Annotated in this window: 13 protein-coding genes; 7 read left to right on the top strand and 6 right to left on the bottom strand. The window is 46.8% G+C overall.

The features are described from left to right. Window positions 1-2: 2 nt before the first annotated feature. From cysC to EK374_RS19425, 3 genes are all read left to right on the top strand, one after another. Window positions 3-596 (top strand): adenylyl-sulfate kinase, encoded by a 594-nt coding sequence (gene cysC / locus EK374_RS19435; protein WP_127026177.1) that lies wholly within the window; start codon window positions 3-5, stop codon window positions 594-596. After that, window positions 596-1366 (top strand): 3'(2'),5'-bisphosphate nucleotidase CysQ, encoded by a 771-nt coding sequence (gene cysQ / locus EK374_RS19430; protein ID WP_127026176.1) that lies wholly within the window; start codon window positions 596-598, stop codon window positions 1364-1366. Before cysC ends, cysQ begins: the two co-directional genes overlap by 1 nt. Window positions 1367-1550: 184 nt before the next feature. Continuing rightward, window positions 1551-1934, top strand: a complete 384-nt coding sequence (locus tag EK374_RS19425; protein WP_127026175.1) for a hypothetical protein — start codon at window positions 1551-1553, stop codon at window positions 1932-1934. Between the two features lie 10 nt (window positions 1935-1944). Here EK374_RS19425 and EK374_RS19420 read toward each other — a convergent pair whose 3' ends face one another. Continuing rightward, window positions 1945-2892 carry a putative bifunctional lysylphosphatidylglycerol flippase/synthetase gene (locus tag EK374_RS19420; protein ID WP_164731919.1) on the bottom strand — a complete coding sequence of 316 codons (948 nt, stop codon included), beginning with the start codon at window positions 2890-2892 and terminating at the stop codon, window positions 1945-1947. Window positions 2893-3153: 261 nt separating this feature from the next. Then, window positions 3154-4500 (bottom strand): sodium-dependent transporter, encoded by a 1347-nt coding sequence (locus tag EK374_RS19415; protein ID WP_127026174.1) that lies wholly within the window; start codon window positions 4498-4500, stop codon window positions 3154-3156. 259 nt (window positions 4501-4759) lie between these two features. Here EK374_RS19415 and EK374_RS19410 point away from each other — a divergent pair, with 259 nt between their 5' ends. Then, complete coding sequence (locus EK374_RS19410) at window positions 4760-6274, top strand: thioredoxin-like domain-containing protein (protein ID WP_127026173.1); 1515 nt, start codon at window positions 4760-4762, stop codon at window positions 6272-6274. 44 nt (window positions 6275-6318) lie between these two features. After that, complete coding sequence (rsuA, locus tag EK374_RS19405) at window positions 6319-7011, top strand: 16S rRNA pseudouridine(516) synthase RsuA (RefSeq protein ID WP_127026172.1); 693 nt, start codon at window positions 6319-6321, stop codon at window positions 7009-7011. Window positions 7012-7071: 60 nt separating this feature from the next. On the opposite strand, the gene bglX is transcribed toward rsuA, so the two are convergent. From bglX to EK374_RS19390, 3 genes are all read right to left on the bottom strand, one after another. Continuing rightward, window positions 7072-9414, bottom strand: coding sequence for a beta-glucosidase BglX (bglX, locus tag EK374_RS19400; RefSeq protein ID WP_127026171.1), 2343 nt, complete (start codon window positions 9412-9414; stop codon window positions 7072-7074). A 3-nt stretch (window positions 9415-9417) separates the two neighbouring features. Further along, window positions 9418-11049, bottom strand: coding sequence for a glucoamylase family protein (locus tag EK374_RS19395; protein WP_127026170.1), 1632 nt, complete (start codon window positions 11047-11049; stop codon window positions 9418-9420). Window positions 11050-11111: 62 nt separating this feature from the next. Then, the gene (locus EK374_RS19390; protein WP_127026169.1) at window positions 11112-14039 is read right to left on the bottom strand and encodes a TonB-dependent receptor; all 2928 of its coding nucleotides are present in this window, start codon (window positions 14037-14039) and stop codon (window positions 11112-11114) included. A 606-nt stretch (window positions 14040-14645) separates the two neighbouring features. Here EK374_RS19390 and EK374_RS19385 point away from each other — a divergent pair. Then, window positions 14646-15677 (top strand): LacI family DNA-binding transcriptional regulator, encoded by a 1032-nt coding sequence (locus tag EK374_RS19385; RefSeq protein ID WP_127026168.1) that lies wholly within the window; start codon window positions 14646-14648, stop codon window positions 15675-15677. Here the strand turns inward: EK374_RS19385 and EK374_RS19380 are convergent. Beyond that, window positions 15642-16829 carry an MFS transporter gene (locus tag EK374_RS19380; RefSeq protein WP_127026167.1) on the bottom strand — a complete coding sequence of 396 codons (1188 nt, stop codon included), beginning with the start codon at window positions 16827-16829 and terminating at the stop codon, window positions 15642-15644. The genes EK374_RS19385 and EK374_RS19380 overlap by 36 nt on opposite strands. Before the next feature lie 251 nt (window positions 16830-17080). On the opposite strand from EK374_RS19380, the gene EK374_RS19375 reads away from it, so the two are divergent. Beyond that, window positions 17081-17809 (top strand): complement resistance protein TraT, encoded by a 729-nt coding sequence (locus tag EK374_RS19375; RefSeq protein WP_127026166.1) that lies wholly within the window; start codon window positions 17081-17083, stop codon window positions 17807-17809. Window positions 17810-17898: the final 89 nt, after the last annotated feature.

The raw sequence follows: 17898 nt of genomic DNA, 5'->3' as shown, positions 1-17898 counted from the left end.
TTATGAGTCAGGTTGTTTGGCAAAACTATCAAATTAGCCGCGCCGATCGTGAGCAACAAAACGGTCATCAGGGCGTTGTATTGTGGTTTACCGGATTAAGTGGCGCAGGAAAATCCACAGTGGCGAATGCTTTAGAGCAGGAATTGGTAAAACGTAAAGTGCATAGTTATTTGCTGGACGGCGACAATGTCCGGCATGGTTTATGTGCTGATTTAGGCTTTAGCGAAGCAGACCGTACTGAAAACATCCGTCGTGTCGGCGCAGTGGCTGGCTTAATGCTTGATGCGGGCCTGGTGGTGCTGAGCGCCTTTATTTCGCCTTACCGTGCACAGCGTCAGGCGATAAAAGACAGCCTGCCTGATGGCAAGTTTTTAGAGATTTATATCGCCACGTCTTTAGATGTGTGTGAACAGCGGGACGTGAAAGGTTTGTATCAAAAAGCCAGACGTGGTGAAATCAGTCACTTCACTGGGATTTCCGATCCTTATGAAGCACCGGAGCAAGCGGATTTGATCATAGACACAGCTCAGCAAAGTCTGGAGCAAAGTGTTGATCAACTGATTGCCTTACTGACCGAAAAAGGAGTGCTGAGCTAATGCTGGAACTGACACAGGATTTACTGGATCAAGTACGACGTATAGCTGTTGCTGCTGGTGAAGCCATTTTAACTGTGTATCAGCGTGATTTTAGCGTTGAACAAAAAGACGATGACTCGCCATTAACCGAAGCTGATTTAGCCGCGCATCAGCTGATTTTGGCTGAACTGACTAAGCTCACGCCGCATGTGCCTGTATTATCCGAAGAAGCGGCTGATATTGCTTGGTCAGAACGTCAGCAGTGGACAGAATACTGGCTGGTCGACCCTTTAGATGGCACCAAAGAGTTTATTAAGCGTAACGGCGAATTCACCGTTAACATCGCTCTTATTCAACAAGGGGAGCCTGTGCTTGGCGTTATTCACGCACCAGTGCTGGATAAAACCTATGCAGCAGCTGAAGGTTTAGGTGCTACTCGCCAGCAACACGGCTTAACCGAGACGATCAGAGTGGCCGTCACTCCTGCCGCAGGCGAAGTGGTCAAAGTAGTGGGTAGCCGCAGCCATTACAGTGCGGACATTGAAGACTATTTAAGCCGTTTCCCTAAACACGAATTGATCGCTGTTGGTAGCTCACTGAAGTTTTGTTTAGTGGCTGAAGGCAGTGCGCATTTATACCCACGTTTTGGCCCTACTATGTTGTGGGACACTGGTGCAGGTCATGTGATCGCCAAAGTGGCTGGTGCCCATGTAGAGTATCAGGGCATAGCCAATCCGGCTTATCATAGAGAAAACCTGAAAAACCCGAATTTTTTGGTCAGTGCCTTATAATTCAGCGCCTTATAATTCAGTGAGAGAAGCTAAATACTACAAAATAATACTGTCTTGTATTACCAAAGCAGCCGATAATGTTTATGCCAGTCATCTGGATCGCGGTGTCAATAGACGGGCGGGTACAAGACCCGCCCCTACAGGATCTGCAGGTTGATTGGGTATAGAGGCAGTTGAGGTGGGTATGAATCTGTTAAGTCGGTTGCACAAAGCTCCGATCCGGGTATTGCGATTACAACGGCGTAAAAGTATGTCGCGTATTCGCTTTAGCATGATTCGGCTCAGGATGGCCTTGTCGCAGGAAACCGATGAAACCAGACGGATGCTGATTATTTATCAGCGCTCTTTGCAGGGCAAAGCCACTCAGGCTGAATTACGTTTCGCCAATCATCAACTGGTCGACGTATTAAGAGCTACAGGTTTAGGCATATTTGCCGTACTTCCTTTTGCTCCCATTACTATCCCTATCTTAATTAAACTCGGCCGCAAGCTGGGCATAGAAGTGCTGCCAAGCTCTTTTCAACCTAAAGCAGACAAACAGAAAAAGCTGCCGGATTACGAATCTTAATCGCAGCCTTTTATGACTTTGAACTTCTGAATTTCTTCAGTAACTGATCCTGCTCAAACCACACCACAATAATCAGTGAAATGGCAAAAGGGATCAGCAGATAAAATAAGCGGAACACCAGCAACGCTGCAATCACGTCGGCAGGATTTACATCAGGTAACGCCAGCAAAAACATCACTTCCAGCACGCCCAAACCGCCTGGTGCGTGCGATAACAAAGCGGCAGAAAAAGATGCCAGAAATATACCTAACACCATAAAATAACCTGGATTACTTTGTTCAGGCAGGGCGTAATAAATAATGGCGGCAGCAGCTAATAATTCCAGTGGTGCCACGACCAACTGGCGGCAGACCAGAGAAAAACGTGGATACTCCAGCTTCAGTGTCCATAAGTTAATACAGCCTCTGTCAGTCAGACTACCCCATAAATACAGGGCCACCAGAAACAGCATGCCAGCGCCCAATAAGAAGGCGACCCATTCAGGTATGGCTTTGTGAAAATGAGCGGGCAGGCTGGGTTCGATCATCAGGGCTATGCCGCCCAACAAAATGCTACCTAAAGCAAAAGTGAAAGAGCAGAACGCAACCAGAATGCCTACTTCGCCTGCGGTTAAACCTTGTGAACGATACGCTCTGTAGCGCACCACAGCGCCGGAAAATACCGAAGCGCCTAGGTTATGGCCTATGGCATAAGCAGTGAAAGAGGCGACGGAGATAAAGGTCCAGGATACTTTTTTACGTAGATGAGATAAAGCCAGCCGGTCGTAACCCGCTAAGGCCACGTAAGCAAATACGGTAGCTAACCCAGCCATCAACCAGCCATGCAGAGAAATGGCTTCGAGACTGAGCACTACATCTTCATAGGAGATGTCTTTGAGCTGCTCAAGCAACACATAGACGGAAAATGCTACAGCGGCCAAACCTAACAGCGGCCAGAAGTAGTCTTTTTTTATCATCATCTCAATCCTTGTCTGGTTGCAGTGTGGAGCCTGAACGATCAAAGCTGCAACAACATGACTTGTCTTGTCTATATCCGGAAACTTAGACATTACTGACAATGCACCGGACTTTATAATTATAACAACAGGGATATATCAGCATTCACAGCAGGCTTTGGCAAGCAAAGCCGCATTTTTCTGTGTTTAGCTGCTTAAAACTACCGCAGATTAGTTAAAAACCGGCACTTGATACCAAAGCTGCCGGTGTATTGTCTTACTAATTTAACTGCCTTTAATGGTCATGACTGCCACTATCGCAATCAAAACAGGAGAAACTATAGCAGCTAATAACCAGTAAATTTTTTGCACAGCGACAGGCACTTCACCTGCCAGAATAGTCTTAATTTGTGGCCATACCCGCCAACCGACAAAAGTAGCGGCAAACATACCGCCTAACGGCATCAATACATTAGAGGCCATAAAGTCCATCGCATCAAATGGGGTTTTTCCGAAAATTGTATAACTTTCCATACCGCCACCAAAAGATAAAGCTGCCGGAATACCTAACACCACATAATTGACGATAGCGACCAGAATAGTTGCTGTTTTACGCTGTATACCGTATTCATCGATCAGGAAAGCCACTACAGGCTCCAGAATGGAAATAGACGATGTCACAGCAGCAAATAGCAATAAACAGAAGAAAATTAACGCCAGAACCTGACCACCTGCCATTTGCGCAAATAAGGCTGGCATGGTGATAAAGGTTAAACCAGGCCCTGCAGCAGGGTCGACATTAAAAGCAAAGACTGCAGGTAAAATCATTAAACCAGCCAGTACAGATGCCATAGTTGCTAAACCTGCAATCCATAAACCAGCATTCACTACCTTAGTTTCAGGGCTTAAGTACGAACCATAAGCCACCATCAAACCGGCACCTACAGATAAAGAAAACACTGCTAATCCCAGAGCGTCCAGCACCATTTTAATGCTCAGTTTGCTCCAGTCAGGCGTAATAAAATAAATGACCCCTTCAATAGCGCCAGGTAAAGTCAGGCTGCGCCATACCATCACCAGCATCAGCGCAAAGAGCGCAGGCATCAAAATTTTACAAATACGTTCAATACCTGACTGTACTCCTGCAACAACAATCACTGCGGTGATGATCATAAACAAAGCGGTGTAAAGCAGCGACGAAGTTGGGTTGGCGATAAAGTTAGTGAAAGTATCACTTAACACTTTGGCGTCAGTGGTCAGCACTGTGCCCTGTATAGTTTGCACTATATAGGCAATGGTCCAGCCTCCTACCACGCAGTAGAATCCCAATATTAAAAAGACTCCAAGCACAGAGAGCCAGCCTGCGATGTGCCAATAGCCTTTGCCCATAGCACGATAGGCTGAGGTGGCTGATTTTTTTGCTGTACGGCCAATCATCATTTCTGCCAGCAGCATAACGACACCAACAGAGAATACACAGGCCAGATAGACTAATAAGAATACGCCGCCGCCATTGGCTCCTGCGACATAAGGAAACTTCCAGATTGCGCCAAGGCCAACTGCAGAGCCTGCTGCCGCTAAAATAAATCCGATACGCGAACCCCAGCTGCCGCGTGTTGTAGAGTTAGTCATGCTTATCTCTTATTTAGTTATAGTTTTTAATTTTTATAACTGCTGACTCATCAGTACAGAAAAAATGAGTCTGGAAGTCGCAGAAGTTACACCTTGGTGCAGCAGCAAGATAGAGGAAATCTGTGGCAAAAAGCAACCAAAAATCCGCCGCTGTCATTAATCTATCGTTAAACTCTGCTTAGTTTAAGTAAAACATTGAACGAAATTAGCAGAAAGACCGTTCTATAGTAGGTAAGAGCAGTCTGACCAGGAGTCTCTAATGCGTTTTAAACTAATAATCTGGATTTTCATCATGGCCTGTAGTTTAACCTTTGGCCTCGCCAAAGCTTCCGCCCGCACCAATAGTGTCGAGTTCCCGGCAGGTTTGCCCTGGGTCAATGTGACTGAACCACTGACGATGCAACAGTTAAAAGGCAAGGTGGTATTGCTGGACTTTTGGACCTACGGCTGCGTCAATTGTATTCACGTGATCCCCGACCTGCACAAGCTGGAGCAAAAGTATGGCAACAAGCTTGCGGTGATCTCTGTGCACTCCCCCAAGTTTGATAACGAAAAGCAGCTAAGTACTTTAACCTCTATAGTGCGACGTTACGGTATGCAGCATGCGGTAGTGAATGATGTCGACTTCCAGTTATGGCGCTCGTACGCTGTGCGGGCCTGGCCCACTTTTGTGCTGATAGGGCCGGATGGTAAATACGTTGGCCAAACGTCGGGCGAAGGTCGTTATGACGTATTGGATCAAGCCATTGAGCAGTTACTGGCCGAGTTTCAGGGAGAACCTAACCTCCAGCCTCTGCCTATTAAATTACTGGACCCGCTGAACACCATATTAGCAGCCCCAGGTAGTTTAACTGTGGACCAACGTTATATTGCCATCAGCGATACGTTGCATAATCAAATAGTGCTGCTGGATCATCAGGGCAAGCTGGTGAAACGTTTGGGTTCTGGCGTAGCTGAACTGAAAGATGGCCATAGCGACAGTAGCGCTTTTTCGTCCCCTCAGGGTTTGGTTCTGACAGACAAAGCTTTGTATGTGGCCGATACCGGCAACCACGCTATTCGCCGTATTGACTTAGCGACCTTTCAGGTGACGACTATTGCTGGCAACGGTCAATTGGCGCAAGGCCGGTTAGTGCCGGGTTCAGCGCCAACTGAAGTATCGCTGCGTTCACCCTGGGATTTAGTCTTAGATAAAACCACTCTGTATATAGCTATGGCTGGCAGCCATCAAATCTGGACTCTGGATTTGCAAAGCTCACAACTAAAAGCTTTTGCCGGTACAGGTCAGGAAGCTTTACTGGATGGCAAACGCAACGATGCTGCTTTTAATCAGCCGAGTGGTTTAGCTTTAGCTGGCAACAAGCTGTGGGTTGCTGACGCTGAAGCCAGTGCTGTACGACAAATTGATCTAGGTTCTGGCAAGGTAGAAACTTTAGTCGGGCAGGGCTTATTTGAGTTTGGTTTAAAAGACGGTGGTTTCAAACGGGCCTTGCTGCAACACAATAAAGACGTGGTTTCGCTGGATAAAAACACCCTGGCCGTGGCCGATACCTACAATCACAAAATAAGGTTGCTGGATTTAGATGAAGAACAGGTGATGACTTTAAGTTTAGGCACTGAACTGAACGAGCCAGGTGGCTTGGCTGTATTTAACGATGAGCTGTATATAGCCGACACCAATAACAACAGAATTTTGCGCTGGGATTTGAAAAAGCAGAAATTGTCTGAAGTGCAGGTGCCTGCGTCCGCTAAGGCAGATACAAAGCCAAAGTAAGTGGAGTCTGGTACACTGAATGCAGAATAGTTGGGAAACTCAAAATGCGTTTAGATAAGTTTATTTGTGATTGTACCGGTCTGACCCGCAGTCAGGCTGGTAAGGTAATACGTCAGAAACTGGTGACAGTGAATGGCGCAGAGGCCAAACAACCCGCTTTACAGCTACAGGCCTCTGACAAAGTGTTTCTGGATGGTGAGGAACTAGAGCTGATTGGGCTGCGTTATATAGTGATGCACAAACCCGCAGGTTATATCTGCTCGACTGAAGATCCAGACCACAATACAGTGTTTGCCTTAATGGATGAACCTTTGCTGGAGCGTTTGCATACAGTAGGTCGTTTGGATTTGGATACCACAGGTATGGTGCTGATCACAGACGATGGCCAGTGGTCGCACAAAATCAGTTCACCTAAACATCACTGCCCTAAAACCTATCGTGTATGGCTGGCCGACCCTGTGCCTGAATCCGCAATAGAGCAATTTGCCGAAGGTATTATGTTACGTGGTGAAAAAGACTTAACTAAGCCTGCGAAGCTGGAAATTATCGACCCTCATCAGGTCTTGCTGACGATCAGCGAAGGACGTTATCACCAGGTCAAACGTATGTTTGGCGCTATAGGCAATAAAGTCGAAAAGCTGCATCGCGAACAAATTGGCGCCCTGCCACTGGACCCTGATTTGGCGGAAGGCGAGTACCGTTATTTAACTGACGAAGAAGTCGCTTTGTTTCGTTGAGCTAGTGTAAGCAATAAACAGAGTAGCCCCAGTTTGAATGAGGGCTACTCTGTGATTGAGCTAGGGGCGGACCATAGCAGATTGCAACTGCACTGTATTCGTCAGTTGGAATGTCGCCTGATTTGAGGTAGTGGAATCCGTGCCAATAAACAGATTAAATTCTCCAGCTTCTGCAACATATGCCATATCCAGGTTGTAAAAGGCTAAATCTGTGGCTTTGATGCTGAACTGCACAGTTTTACTTTCCCCTTTATCGAGCATTACTTTTTGGAAACCTTTCAGCTCGCGAACAGGCCGGGTAACCGAGGCTGTTTTATCCTGGATATACAACTGCACCACTTCTTCGCCAGCCCGGTCACCCGTATTCGTCAAAGTGACTGACGCGGTGATTTCTTCTGCAGGCTGAAGTTGTGTTGAGCTCAGAGTCACAGCCGAATAGGTAAAACTGGTGTAACTTAAGCCAAAACCAAAAGGGTAAAGCGGCTGATTGGGTGAATCCAGATAGCGCGAGCGATACTTTTGCTCCGGACCTTCAGGCTCGTAAGGCCGTCCGGTATTTTTCATATTGTAGTAAATCGGGATCTGGCCAACATGACGTGGGAATGTGACCGGTAACTTACCTGCCGGGTTGTAGTCGCCATAGAGTACATCGGCAATAGCATGGCCTCCTTGAGTACCGGCATACCAGGTGTGCAGTATTGAATCGAGATTGTCATTCGCCCAGTTGATGGTCATAGGACGGCCACTCATCAAGACTAAGACCATGGGTTTACCAAGCTTTTTCAGCTCTTTCATCAGGGCATCCTGAGTGCCTGGGAAATCCAGTTCAACCCGGCTGGCCGCTTCTCCTGTCATATCCCACTTTTCACCCATAGCCAGAATGATGACATCCGCTTTTTTAGCTGCAGCTATAGCTTCAGCAAAACCAGACTGGTCGGTATCAGTAAATTCATAACCTGCACCTTTGGCATAGTGGATCGGGGAATCAGGGCCTAAGCGCTCGACTAAAGCTTCACGTAAAGTCACAGGTTTAGTGATACGGTCACCTGCAGCGGACCAGGAGCCAATCATATCGGCCTTGGAATCGGCCAACGGACCTATCAAAGCTATAGATTGTTTGGCTGATAAAGGCAGCACTTTGTTTTCATTTTTCAGCAATACAAAAGATTTACGTGCACCATCACGGGCAGCTGCCAGATGCTCTGCTTTGTATATCTGATCTGCCTGACGTTGTTCATCCGAATAACGGTACGGGTCTTCAAACAAGCCTAGTTTGTATTTCATTTCAAGAATACGACGTACAGCCTGATCCAGTTGCGCTTCCGACACTTTGCCCTGCGCCAGTAGTTCTGGCAGGTGTTTACTGTACACTGCGCCTTGCATGTCCATATCCACACCGGCGTTCAGCGCCAGTTGGCCGGCATGAGATAAATCTTCAGCCAAACCATGTGGCACCAATTCATTGATGGAGGTGTAATCCGTCACCACAAAACCATCAAAACCCCAACGATGTTTCAGGATATCCTTGATTAGATAGTGGTTTGCTGTCGCTGGTACACCATTCAGATCGTTAAATGCCGTCATAAAGCTGCCGACACCTGCTTCGACCGTCGCTTTAAAGGGCGGCAGGTAAGTTTCCCAGAGTTCACGCTCCGACATATCCGTCGAGTGATAATCGCGACCAGCCTGAGCCTGACCATAAGCGGCATAATGTTTGGCGCAGGCCAGCACTGTGTTTGTAGCTTTTAAATCGTCGCCCTGAAAACCATGTACTCTGGCTTTAGCCAATTCGGTAGCGAGAAACACGTCTTCACCTGAACCTTCAGAGATCCGACCCCAGCGCGGGTCGCGGCTGATATCGACCATAGGTGCAAAAGTCCAGTGTAAACCTTCAGCAGAAGCTTCGGTTGCTGCAACTCTGGCACTGGCTTTTACAGATCCCAGATCCCAGGACGCAGCTTCACCTAAAGAAATAGGAAAAATAGTACGATGGCCATGAATAACGTCGTAGCCAAATAATAAAGGAATACCTAAGCGGGTTTGTTCCACCGCCACTTTCTGCAGCTCGCGGGTAAAGTTCGCTGTATAAGCGTTAAATACTGCACCTACCTTGCCTGCTTTAATCTGCTGCTGATAGTCGGCTGATAAGGTTGGGCCTGTTTTATCCCAGTCGCTGCTGAGTAAATTGAGCTGGCCTACTTTTTCTTCAATGCTCATTTTGCTGATCAGCTCACTGATAAACTGATCCATGGCTGTTTGTTGCACAGGAGCCACAGTTGCAGAACCTGTGGTCTGTTGCTGAACTGAGCCAGTTATTTCCGGCACAGTGTTCGGATTGCAAGCGCCCAGAACTAAAGCCAGAGCCACACCGCTGGCTATTTTCGAGTAGGTGGTAAATGTCATCTTTTATTCCTTTGACTTTGCCGCGGGCTGAGATTCAGGCTGGAGCTGTTGAATGGGTTTTCCATAAAGAGTGAAGCCAAGTTTATGCAGTCCACTGCGTACATCCGGGTCTCGCATAAAGTAGTTCCACAACAAGGCTGTTCTGTAATTTTCAATCATGCCAACAATAGGGCCTTGATCGATGGCCAGATAAGTCCGGCGCACCTGTTTGACCGGATCCGAACTGGCGCTGAGGTTTATGCCATCGTAAAAACCAGCAGGGCCGAACAGCGTTTTTCCATGGTTGTAGTAAAGGTTCTTCAGCACCCGCATGGAATGTTCTGGTGTGTAAGGCATCGAAGATAAAGCTGCTGTGGGCGCTATGGTTCCTCTGTCGCTGTACATGCCCGGAGCATGAGCACCATAACCATCAGGGACGTGATCACCTGCAGTCAGGCCCCATAAATCCTCACCATAACCTTTCCAGCCAAAAGGGTTGTCTATGCTATAGGCTCTGTTAATCAGCGTATGACGCACATTCTGTTGCCAGTAGTTGGCGTATCTGTCCTGCAAACCGCGAGGATCCAGCCCCATAAAAGAGTAGTGGGCAAAAAACAACGGACCACCTTTTTGACTTTTATCGCCTAAAGGCAGGCTTATACCATAATAATCTTCACCATTACGGAAGGTGTGGACAGTGCTTGCAGCCCAGCCTTTGTGATAAGGAGCGTCGCTGATAGGATAGGTTGGAGAGGCTGCCGCTAACACATAGACAATAAGAGCTTCGTTGTAGCCTTTAATAGGGTGATTCATGGCCCAGCCATGATGCTTCGACCAGTGCCAATACAGAATGTTTTCGCCTTTGGTGTACCAGCTCCATTCCATGTTTTGCCACAGACGGCTAATGTCTTGTCGCAGCTGTTGCTCTTTTGCATTGGCTTTATTGAAATACTGCCGGGCTGTCAGCAACCCCTGTGCCAGAAAAGCGGATTCAACTATGTCTCCACCATCGTCGTATTTACTAAAGTTATGCACTTTGCCGGTCGCCGGATTGTACCAGTGAGCCCACATACCGTGGAATCGCTCTAACTGTTGCGAAGCAGCAGTGATTTTCAGCATACGATCCACAGCGGCTTCACGACTGACCCAACCACGTTCTGAGGCAGTGATTAAAGCGGCTATACCAAAGCCTGTTCCACCACTGGTAATAATGTCACCATCGCGTGGGTTCGGCATGCGTTCTTTGGCCCAGCCTGTGATCGGATCCGCATGATCCCAGAAATAACGAAAGGTGTATCGCTGCACCATTTCCAGTAACTCGTCATCAGAAAAGTCTCTGGTTTGGGTCTGAGCGCTTGCCAGCACTTCTTTTTGATCAGCCGACAATAGCTGATAACGCAGTGTTAAATTACGACCTAAATCCCTGGTAAAGTCTAATTGTGACTGCCCCTGGAACTCTCCTCGGTTTTGCCATGCACCATCATTGATGGATACCCTGAGCTGGTACTTTTGCTCTGCTTTGCATAACTCAATGCACTGCAATTCAACATGACTGTCGTAGCCAGTTGCGTTAAAGGCTGCAGCCTGACAGCCAACACTAACTAATAAAACTGCAGAACTTAGCAGTAAAGTTTTCAGAAACTTTGCGAATAACATCAGATTCTCCATTACAACAAAAAACTGTGCCCGAACATTTCAGGCACAGTCATCAACATGCTCTAGAAGCTCCAGCCGGCAGAAAGTTTTAGCTGGCGCTTACCACCGTTGGTGGAGGTAAAAGCGTTCGGCATGGCAAATTCTGCTGAATCAGGGTTTAAGTTGAAGTTGTTGTAATTGTTTTGGTTAAACAGGTTCTGAATGTCGAAACGAATACGGAACTTGGATCCGTCAACCAGATAACTGCTGCCAAATTCTTTACTTAATGACAGGTCAAAACGCTGGTAATCGCTTTTTGCAGGATCGGTGCGGTCAAAGAAGCAGGCATTGCCGCCTTGTCTGCAGTCGAGATATTCATAGGTGGTTTTTGAAGCCCAGGTGTATTTAAAGGCAGCAAACATTTCCCATGGCAGATCGTAACTACCTGACAACACAATACGGTGTTCTGGTACGCCTACAGATTTCTTCCAGCCATAGTCAGATACGCTTTCATAATCCAGCGCAAAAACTTCACTGAATACCCGGTTCTCCTCGGCGTCGCTGAAGGTATAAGCCAGGTTCAGGCCCCAAAAATCTCTGTGTGGGCGGTCAATTTTAACAAACAGGTTATTAATACGGGTTTGACCATCGTTGGAAGACAGTATTAAGTTGCCCCAGCCTGGTACTCCAAAGGCCCATGGTTGACCCCAAGTTGTGCCATCTGCTAAAAACTGACCATTAGGTCTCCTGTTACCCAGCAGCCAGTTAAAACCGTCTTTGGACTGGGTATGAGCGACACTGACTTCGGTGTTCCATTCATCCCAGTTACTGCGCAGTCCTATGCTAAATTGATCGGAATAAGGGGTTTTCAGATCATTGTTCAGCAGGAAACGTTCACCTTTCACATCAATGCTCGACAATAAGCTATCCAGACCGGCCTGAGTTAAATACGCAGGGTCCCAACTGGTACAGTTTGTTGCAGTCGGGCCACATGGATTCGCTGGATCACCAGCAAACAGATAACTCACCTGCGCAAAGGAGCCTTTACTTTCCTCCAACTGCACAAAGTCGAACTGCTGACGGTCGTAAGAACGGCCATAGCCACCAAATACTGTATGGCTGCGGCTATCGTCCATCACATAGCTAAAGCCAAATCTTGGTTGCCAGGCTCCTTTGAAATAACTGCGTTCTTTGCCAGTACTGATGTAGTCTTCAATATTGTAATTAGCATTGTCCAGATTAGACCAACCACGTAATGCCGCGACCAATTCTGGTGGCGTCTGGTAGTTTTTATAGCTTGGCGTTTCTTCATAATCCCAGCGTACACCAGGGTTCAGCGTTAATCGGTCTGTCACTTCCCAATCGTCCTGAATAAACAAGCCTAGCTGGGTATTTTCGGATTCCACATTACCGCCCACTGAGCCGTTGGCAGGCACACCCCATTCCACCATGTAAGGCTGATCTATCGCAAAAGTGCCTGGACCATTTATTTCAACATTATAGAAATATTGTGGGTTGTAGGGTTGCTGTTGCAGGGTGTTGAGGGTGATCTCCTTGTATTTAATACCAGCTTTAATTACATGGTTACCCTGCCATTCTAAGTCCAGCAGAGTATAGTCATTTTGCACTGCCCAACCTTTTTGGCCTTTGTCCTGAAAATTACGGCCACCGCCCATATTCAAAATGGATTGACGGGTTGCAGTTTGCAGCACAATACCAGGGCCATCTGTATAAGGTTTTGGGTTCCAGCTGGCGTCTTCGTAAGTCAGGCGGAATTCGTTCTGACCATGATCCATATAGTACACATGCTTGACGTTGTATCTGTGGTCTTTGACTTCGCGATTTACCCCATAACTCAGCGTATTAGCGCCACCGAAATCGGCAACATCGCTTTCATCTCTCAATTTGACTGAAGCTTCCAGCGAGTTGTCATCGTTGATCGCCCAGTCCAGTTTGCCAAAAAATAAGTCTTCGTCAAAACCTGAGGTTTCCCGACCCAGCATGGCTTCCAGCTCCGCAGGCAGAGTCACCAGATTCACCCCGGCGCCGCCAGGTATATCTACTGGTTCCTGAATTTCTTTACGTTCATACGACATTAAAAAATGCAGCTTGTCTGTCACAATAGGGCCAGATAACAACATACCGGCATGGCGGGTCAGTGACTCAGTTTTACCGTTTTGCTCGTTGGGTTCTGCTTCGCGCAAACTTTCATTGGTGTAGTCTACAAAAACATCGCCTTCAAATTCGTTAGTGCCAGAGCGGGTGACTGCTGTAATGGCCACACTGCCAACCTGGTCAAACTCGGCCTTGTAATTCTGGGTAATGACTTTGTATTCCCCAATAGCGTTTTGAGGGAAGGGATTACCACGACTGGAATCCTGACCTGTCACACCGCCTTTGAGGACATAATCTTTTTGGCTGACACCATCGAGGAACACATTCACATTACGCTGGTGCTGAGCACCACCGCGGATACTCACGTTGCCCTGACCATCGGTATTGAGTTGCACGCCAGGCGCAAGATCAGCAAAAGATAAAAAGTTTCTGTTGTTTTGTGGCAGGCGGGCAATCATTTCCGGAGTAATGTTGGTGCCCACTTCACCCCCGGAAAAGCTTTCAATACGCACGCCACTCACAGCTATGCGTTCGATGTTATCGTCACTGGGCGCTTCTAATGTGATATTCACAGTCGCTTTTTGACCAATCCGCAGCTCGACTGGTTCTGTCGCGTTATCACCTACTTTGACCAGATAAATACCTGGTTTCAGGCCAACGAAGACATAAGAACCATCTTCGCGGGTTTGAGTCGTTTTGCTGTAGCCCCTGTCTTTGTCTGTTGCTGTAACTGTTACTCCGCCAGCTTTGCGCTCTGCGCTTTGTTGGATCACTTTACCCGCTATAGTCGAGCCTTCTATCTGAGCAAAAGCGGCAGGTACCATGCCGCCGAATAAAGTGCTGGCAACAGCAAAAGACAGCGCATTGCGCCGGAACCAGTGTGTTTTATTTTTCATCGTCTTATCCCTGTTGAGTGCGTATTTGCGCGCCCGCTACTGCTTTAGTTTTATTTTGTTATGTTTTGGAAATCGATTTCCATTTGATGCTAAAAAAATATCCTGAACGGACATTTTTCTATTTTCTTGATGGTATGCTGCAACCACCTGAATTCTTAATTGTTTAAAAAATAACTTTTTGTTTTCAAGGTGTCAAGCCTGTTCATTTTATGTGAAATCTGCTTATATTTTATTTATAACAGTGACTTACGTGTGTTTTTGAGTTTGTTTTTGCAAAATGAAAATTGCTTTTGATTATTTGTTACACAATAAATTAGAGTACAGATACCTAAACAGTACATTTCCGAGGTATATTTTTCTAGGATGTTGTGCCGCAATGGGTTACATTTCTGACAGAAAAAATCCTGAGAAAATGAGATATTTTCTCTGTAAACGCTGTTTTTTAACGCCTTTTTATGAATTTAGAAAGCATTTGTGAAAACGATTTCCAATGCAGTTAAAACGCTTAAGAATTATAAAAATCATGAGTTTAAGTGAGCTTGTTATCAGGCTTTGGCGCTGCATGTAGATTTGATGCGGTGGATAAGACTAAGGGGTTGTTAGTTTATGTCGAACAATCAGTTTAAACATTTGGCTATGGGAGACATCGCCAAAAAAGCCGGCGTTTGCATGGCTACAGTATCCCGTACATTAAACAATCCTGATCGGGTTTCAGAGAAAACCCGTGATCTGGTGATGAAAGTTGTTGAAGATATGGGGTATATCCCTAATCGTCTGGCTGCCAGTTTACGACAAGGGCGTTCACGCAATATCGCCATTATGCTGCCTGATATTACCAATCCCTATTTTTCACCTATAGTCCGGACCATAGAGCAAATTTCGCTGGCCAGAGGTTATTCCGTCATTCTGAAAGATACTCAGGACGATCCTGTACTGGAGCGGTCTTTTGCTGAAATGGTAAAAACCCGACAAGTTGATGGCATTATTACCAACTCGCAGCGTATCCCTTTTGATGTTGATCCAAAGCAGCCATTGCACGAGCAATTACCCCCAATAGTGAATGCTTCCGAGTTTTGTGACTTAGAGGGCATACCTAAAGTTGGGGTTGATAATGTGGCTATAGGCAGAGATGCGGCTGAACATCTGTTGAGTTTTGGTCATAGCCGTATCGCTGTGATCACGGGAACATCACATATTCTGAGCAGTCAGCAAAGGGAAAAGGGCTTCAGAACAGCATTACAGCAGGCAAAAGTGCGTTTTGATGAAAAGTTGCTGTATCAGGGGGACTATTCCTGTGAATCTGGGGTGGCTGGAGTCCAGGCTATTATGCAACTCAAAGATCGGCCTACCGCATTTTTCTGTTTTGGCGATCAGGTTGCCATAGGTGCTTTGCATGCCTTGCGTGAGCTGGGGTACAGGGTACCTGAAGATATTTCGGTAATAGGCGTAGATGGTATTGCACTGTCGCAATACAGCGCTCCGCCTTTAACCACTGTAGCTCAGCCTTTAACTCTGATTGGGGAGCATTGTGCGACCTTATTAATCGACTTGATTGAAGGTAAGCAGCCAGAAAAGCTAGTCCATATTTTGCCCCACCAGTTGCTAATTCGCGCCAGTACAGGGCCTGCTCCTAAGTAGTGACAAAGAGGGTTGGTACAACGCAGCACTAATCAGCATTGCTGCAATACCCGCAGCAGAGGCTGATACAACAAAGCTGGTTGTTGGACTTAACTCCCATAGCCAGCCGCTGACAAGTGCTCCAGTTGCTTGCCCTGTGCCGACACAAAGGGAGTAATACAAAGCCTGCCCACGGCCTTGATAATCGTTGCCAAAGTAGCGATAAAGCAACTCAATGGCACAGGCGTGTACAGCGCTGAAACTAAGTCCATGCAACAACTGGCAAAACACCAGAATACCTATCCAGTCTGCACCAAAAGCTATACCCAGCCAACGCAACGAGGTGGCACAGACGCTGACAAGCAAAATGGTCGCGACTGAAAAACGCTTGAGCAACACAGGCATCAGAGCAAAAACCAGCAGTTCAGCCAGAACAGCTAAAGACCAGAGTAAGCCCATAGTGGTTTTATCGTACTTTAGTTGCTCCAGATAAATACTATAAAAACTGTAATAACTACCGTGACTGAAATAGGCCAGCGTGAGGCCGAGCAATAGTGTGATCAATGCAGGTTGGCGAAGCAGTCGCCACAAACTTTGGGTTTGAGGTCGAATTTTTGTCGTTTTAGTCGCTTCCTTGATCGTAAGGGTGCTGCCCCACATCAAAGCTAAAGCGACCACTATCAAAGCTGGCAGCAGGCTAAGCTGCACCCGATCAAATAACCAGCCGCCACCACTTACTGCGCAGACGAAACCTACTGAGCCCCAAAGTCTGATCCTGCTGTAATCCCTGCTGTTCTCACGTAAATAATCCAGAGTAATAGTTTCAAACTGAGCGTTAATACCTTGCCAACACATGCCACAGGCAATAATAGCCAGAGCCATACCCGCCAGGCCAAAGTCTTTCAGTAGCCAGGCAAAACACAACACACTGGCCGCAGAGCCCCAGCGTATTAATGCCAAACGATGACCTGTTTTATCTGCCCACCAACCCCAGAGTGGCGGTGAAAAAATATTAGTAATCATCAACAGTGAGGTGACAAAACCTATCTCTGCAGCATGATAACCAAGAGAGTGCATGTAAAGGCCCCAAAAGGGCAGCATCAAGCCTAAAGCAACGCAATTAAAAAAGTAAAAGCTGGAAAGGCGCCAATAGGGAAGATTGCATTGTGTCACTTGTACGGCTCTCTGCTTGAACTTTAGGGCTGTACTTTAACTCAATCAATTAAAAATGTGAGCTGCCCCTTTTAGTTCATCTGCAATTCAGCCGGCCTGCCTATAATTGATTGCAACACGGCAGCAGAAGCATATAACGGCATAGTCTGTTACAACTTTTTACCTGATGTATGAACACTTCGCCTTGGTCTGTAACGAGCTGTCCGTTAAACTACGCAGGTCTAATTTCACTTTGTGTTATGGAGTTTTGTATGTCAAAAATGAAAATCGCTGTTGCTGCATTAGCTATTGGTGCTTTGATGTTGTCAGGTTGTTCGGCCACTCATACGGCGATCAGCAAAAGGAATTTGCAAGTTCAGACCAAGATGAGTGACACCATCTTTTTAGACCCTGTTGCAGACGATAAGCGTACAGTGTTTGTGCAGGTGCGAAATACCTCGGATCAACAAGGTTTATCTATCGAACCTCAGATCATCGAAGCTGTGCAGTCTAAAGGTTACCGCGTAGTGCGTGACCCTGAGCAGGCTAACTTCTTATTACAGGCCAACGTGTTACAAGCAGGTGAAACTGATTTACGTGCGCAAAATGAAGCCTTTGGCAGTGGTTTTGGTGGTGCATTAATTGGTGGCGCTATTGGTAACCAGTTTGGCAGTGGTGGTGGCCGTGCCGCAGCTACTGTAGGTGGTGCTTTAATAGGTTTAGCTGCTGATGCGCTGGTGAAAGATGTGCACTACAGCATTATTACTGACCTGCAAATTTCTGAGCGTGCGAAAAAAGGCGTGGTTGTGCTGGAAGAAAACAAAGCCAGCTTAAAACAAGGTAACAGTGGCTATAAAAATGTCAGCTCCACTGAAGAAACTGAGTGGAAACGTTACCAGACCCGTATTTTGTCTACTGCCAATCAGGTCAATATGGAATATGCCGAAGCTGAGCCTGAGTTGGTTAAAGGGCTGATGCGTTCAATCTCTGGCATCCTTTAACCCGTCGTCCTTGCAGCTGCAGCGGCGTTGACTTCTGCCTCGTCGCCTTGCTGCAAAGCTCTAACTATTTTGATTTCCCAGTGGCCGCT

Origin of the sequence: Rheinheimera mangrovi, assembly GCF_003990335.1 — a bacterium.
GTDB classification, from domain to species: Bacteria; Pseudomonadota; Gammaproteobacteria; order Enterobacterales; family Alteromonadaceae; genus Pararheinheimera; species Pararheinheimera mangrovi.
This window is presented reverse-complemented; position numbering and strand designations above follow the sequence as displayed.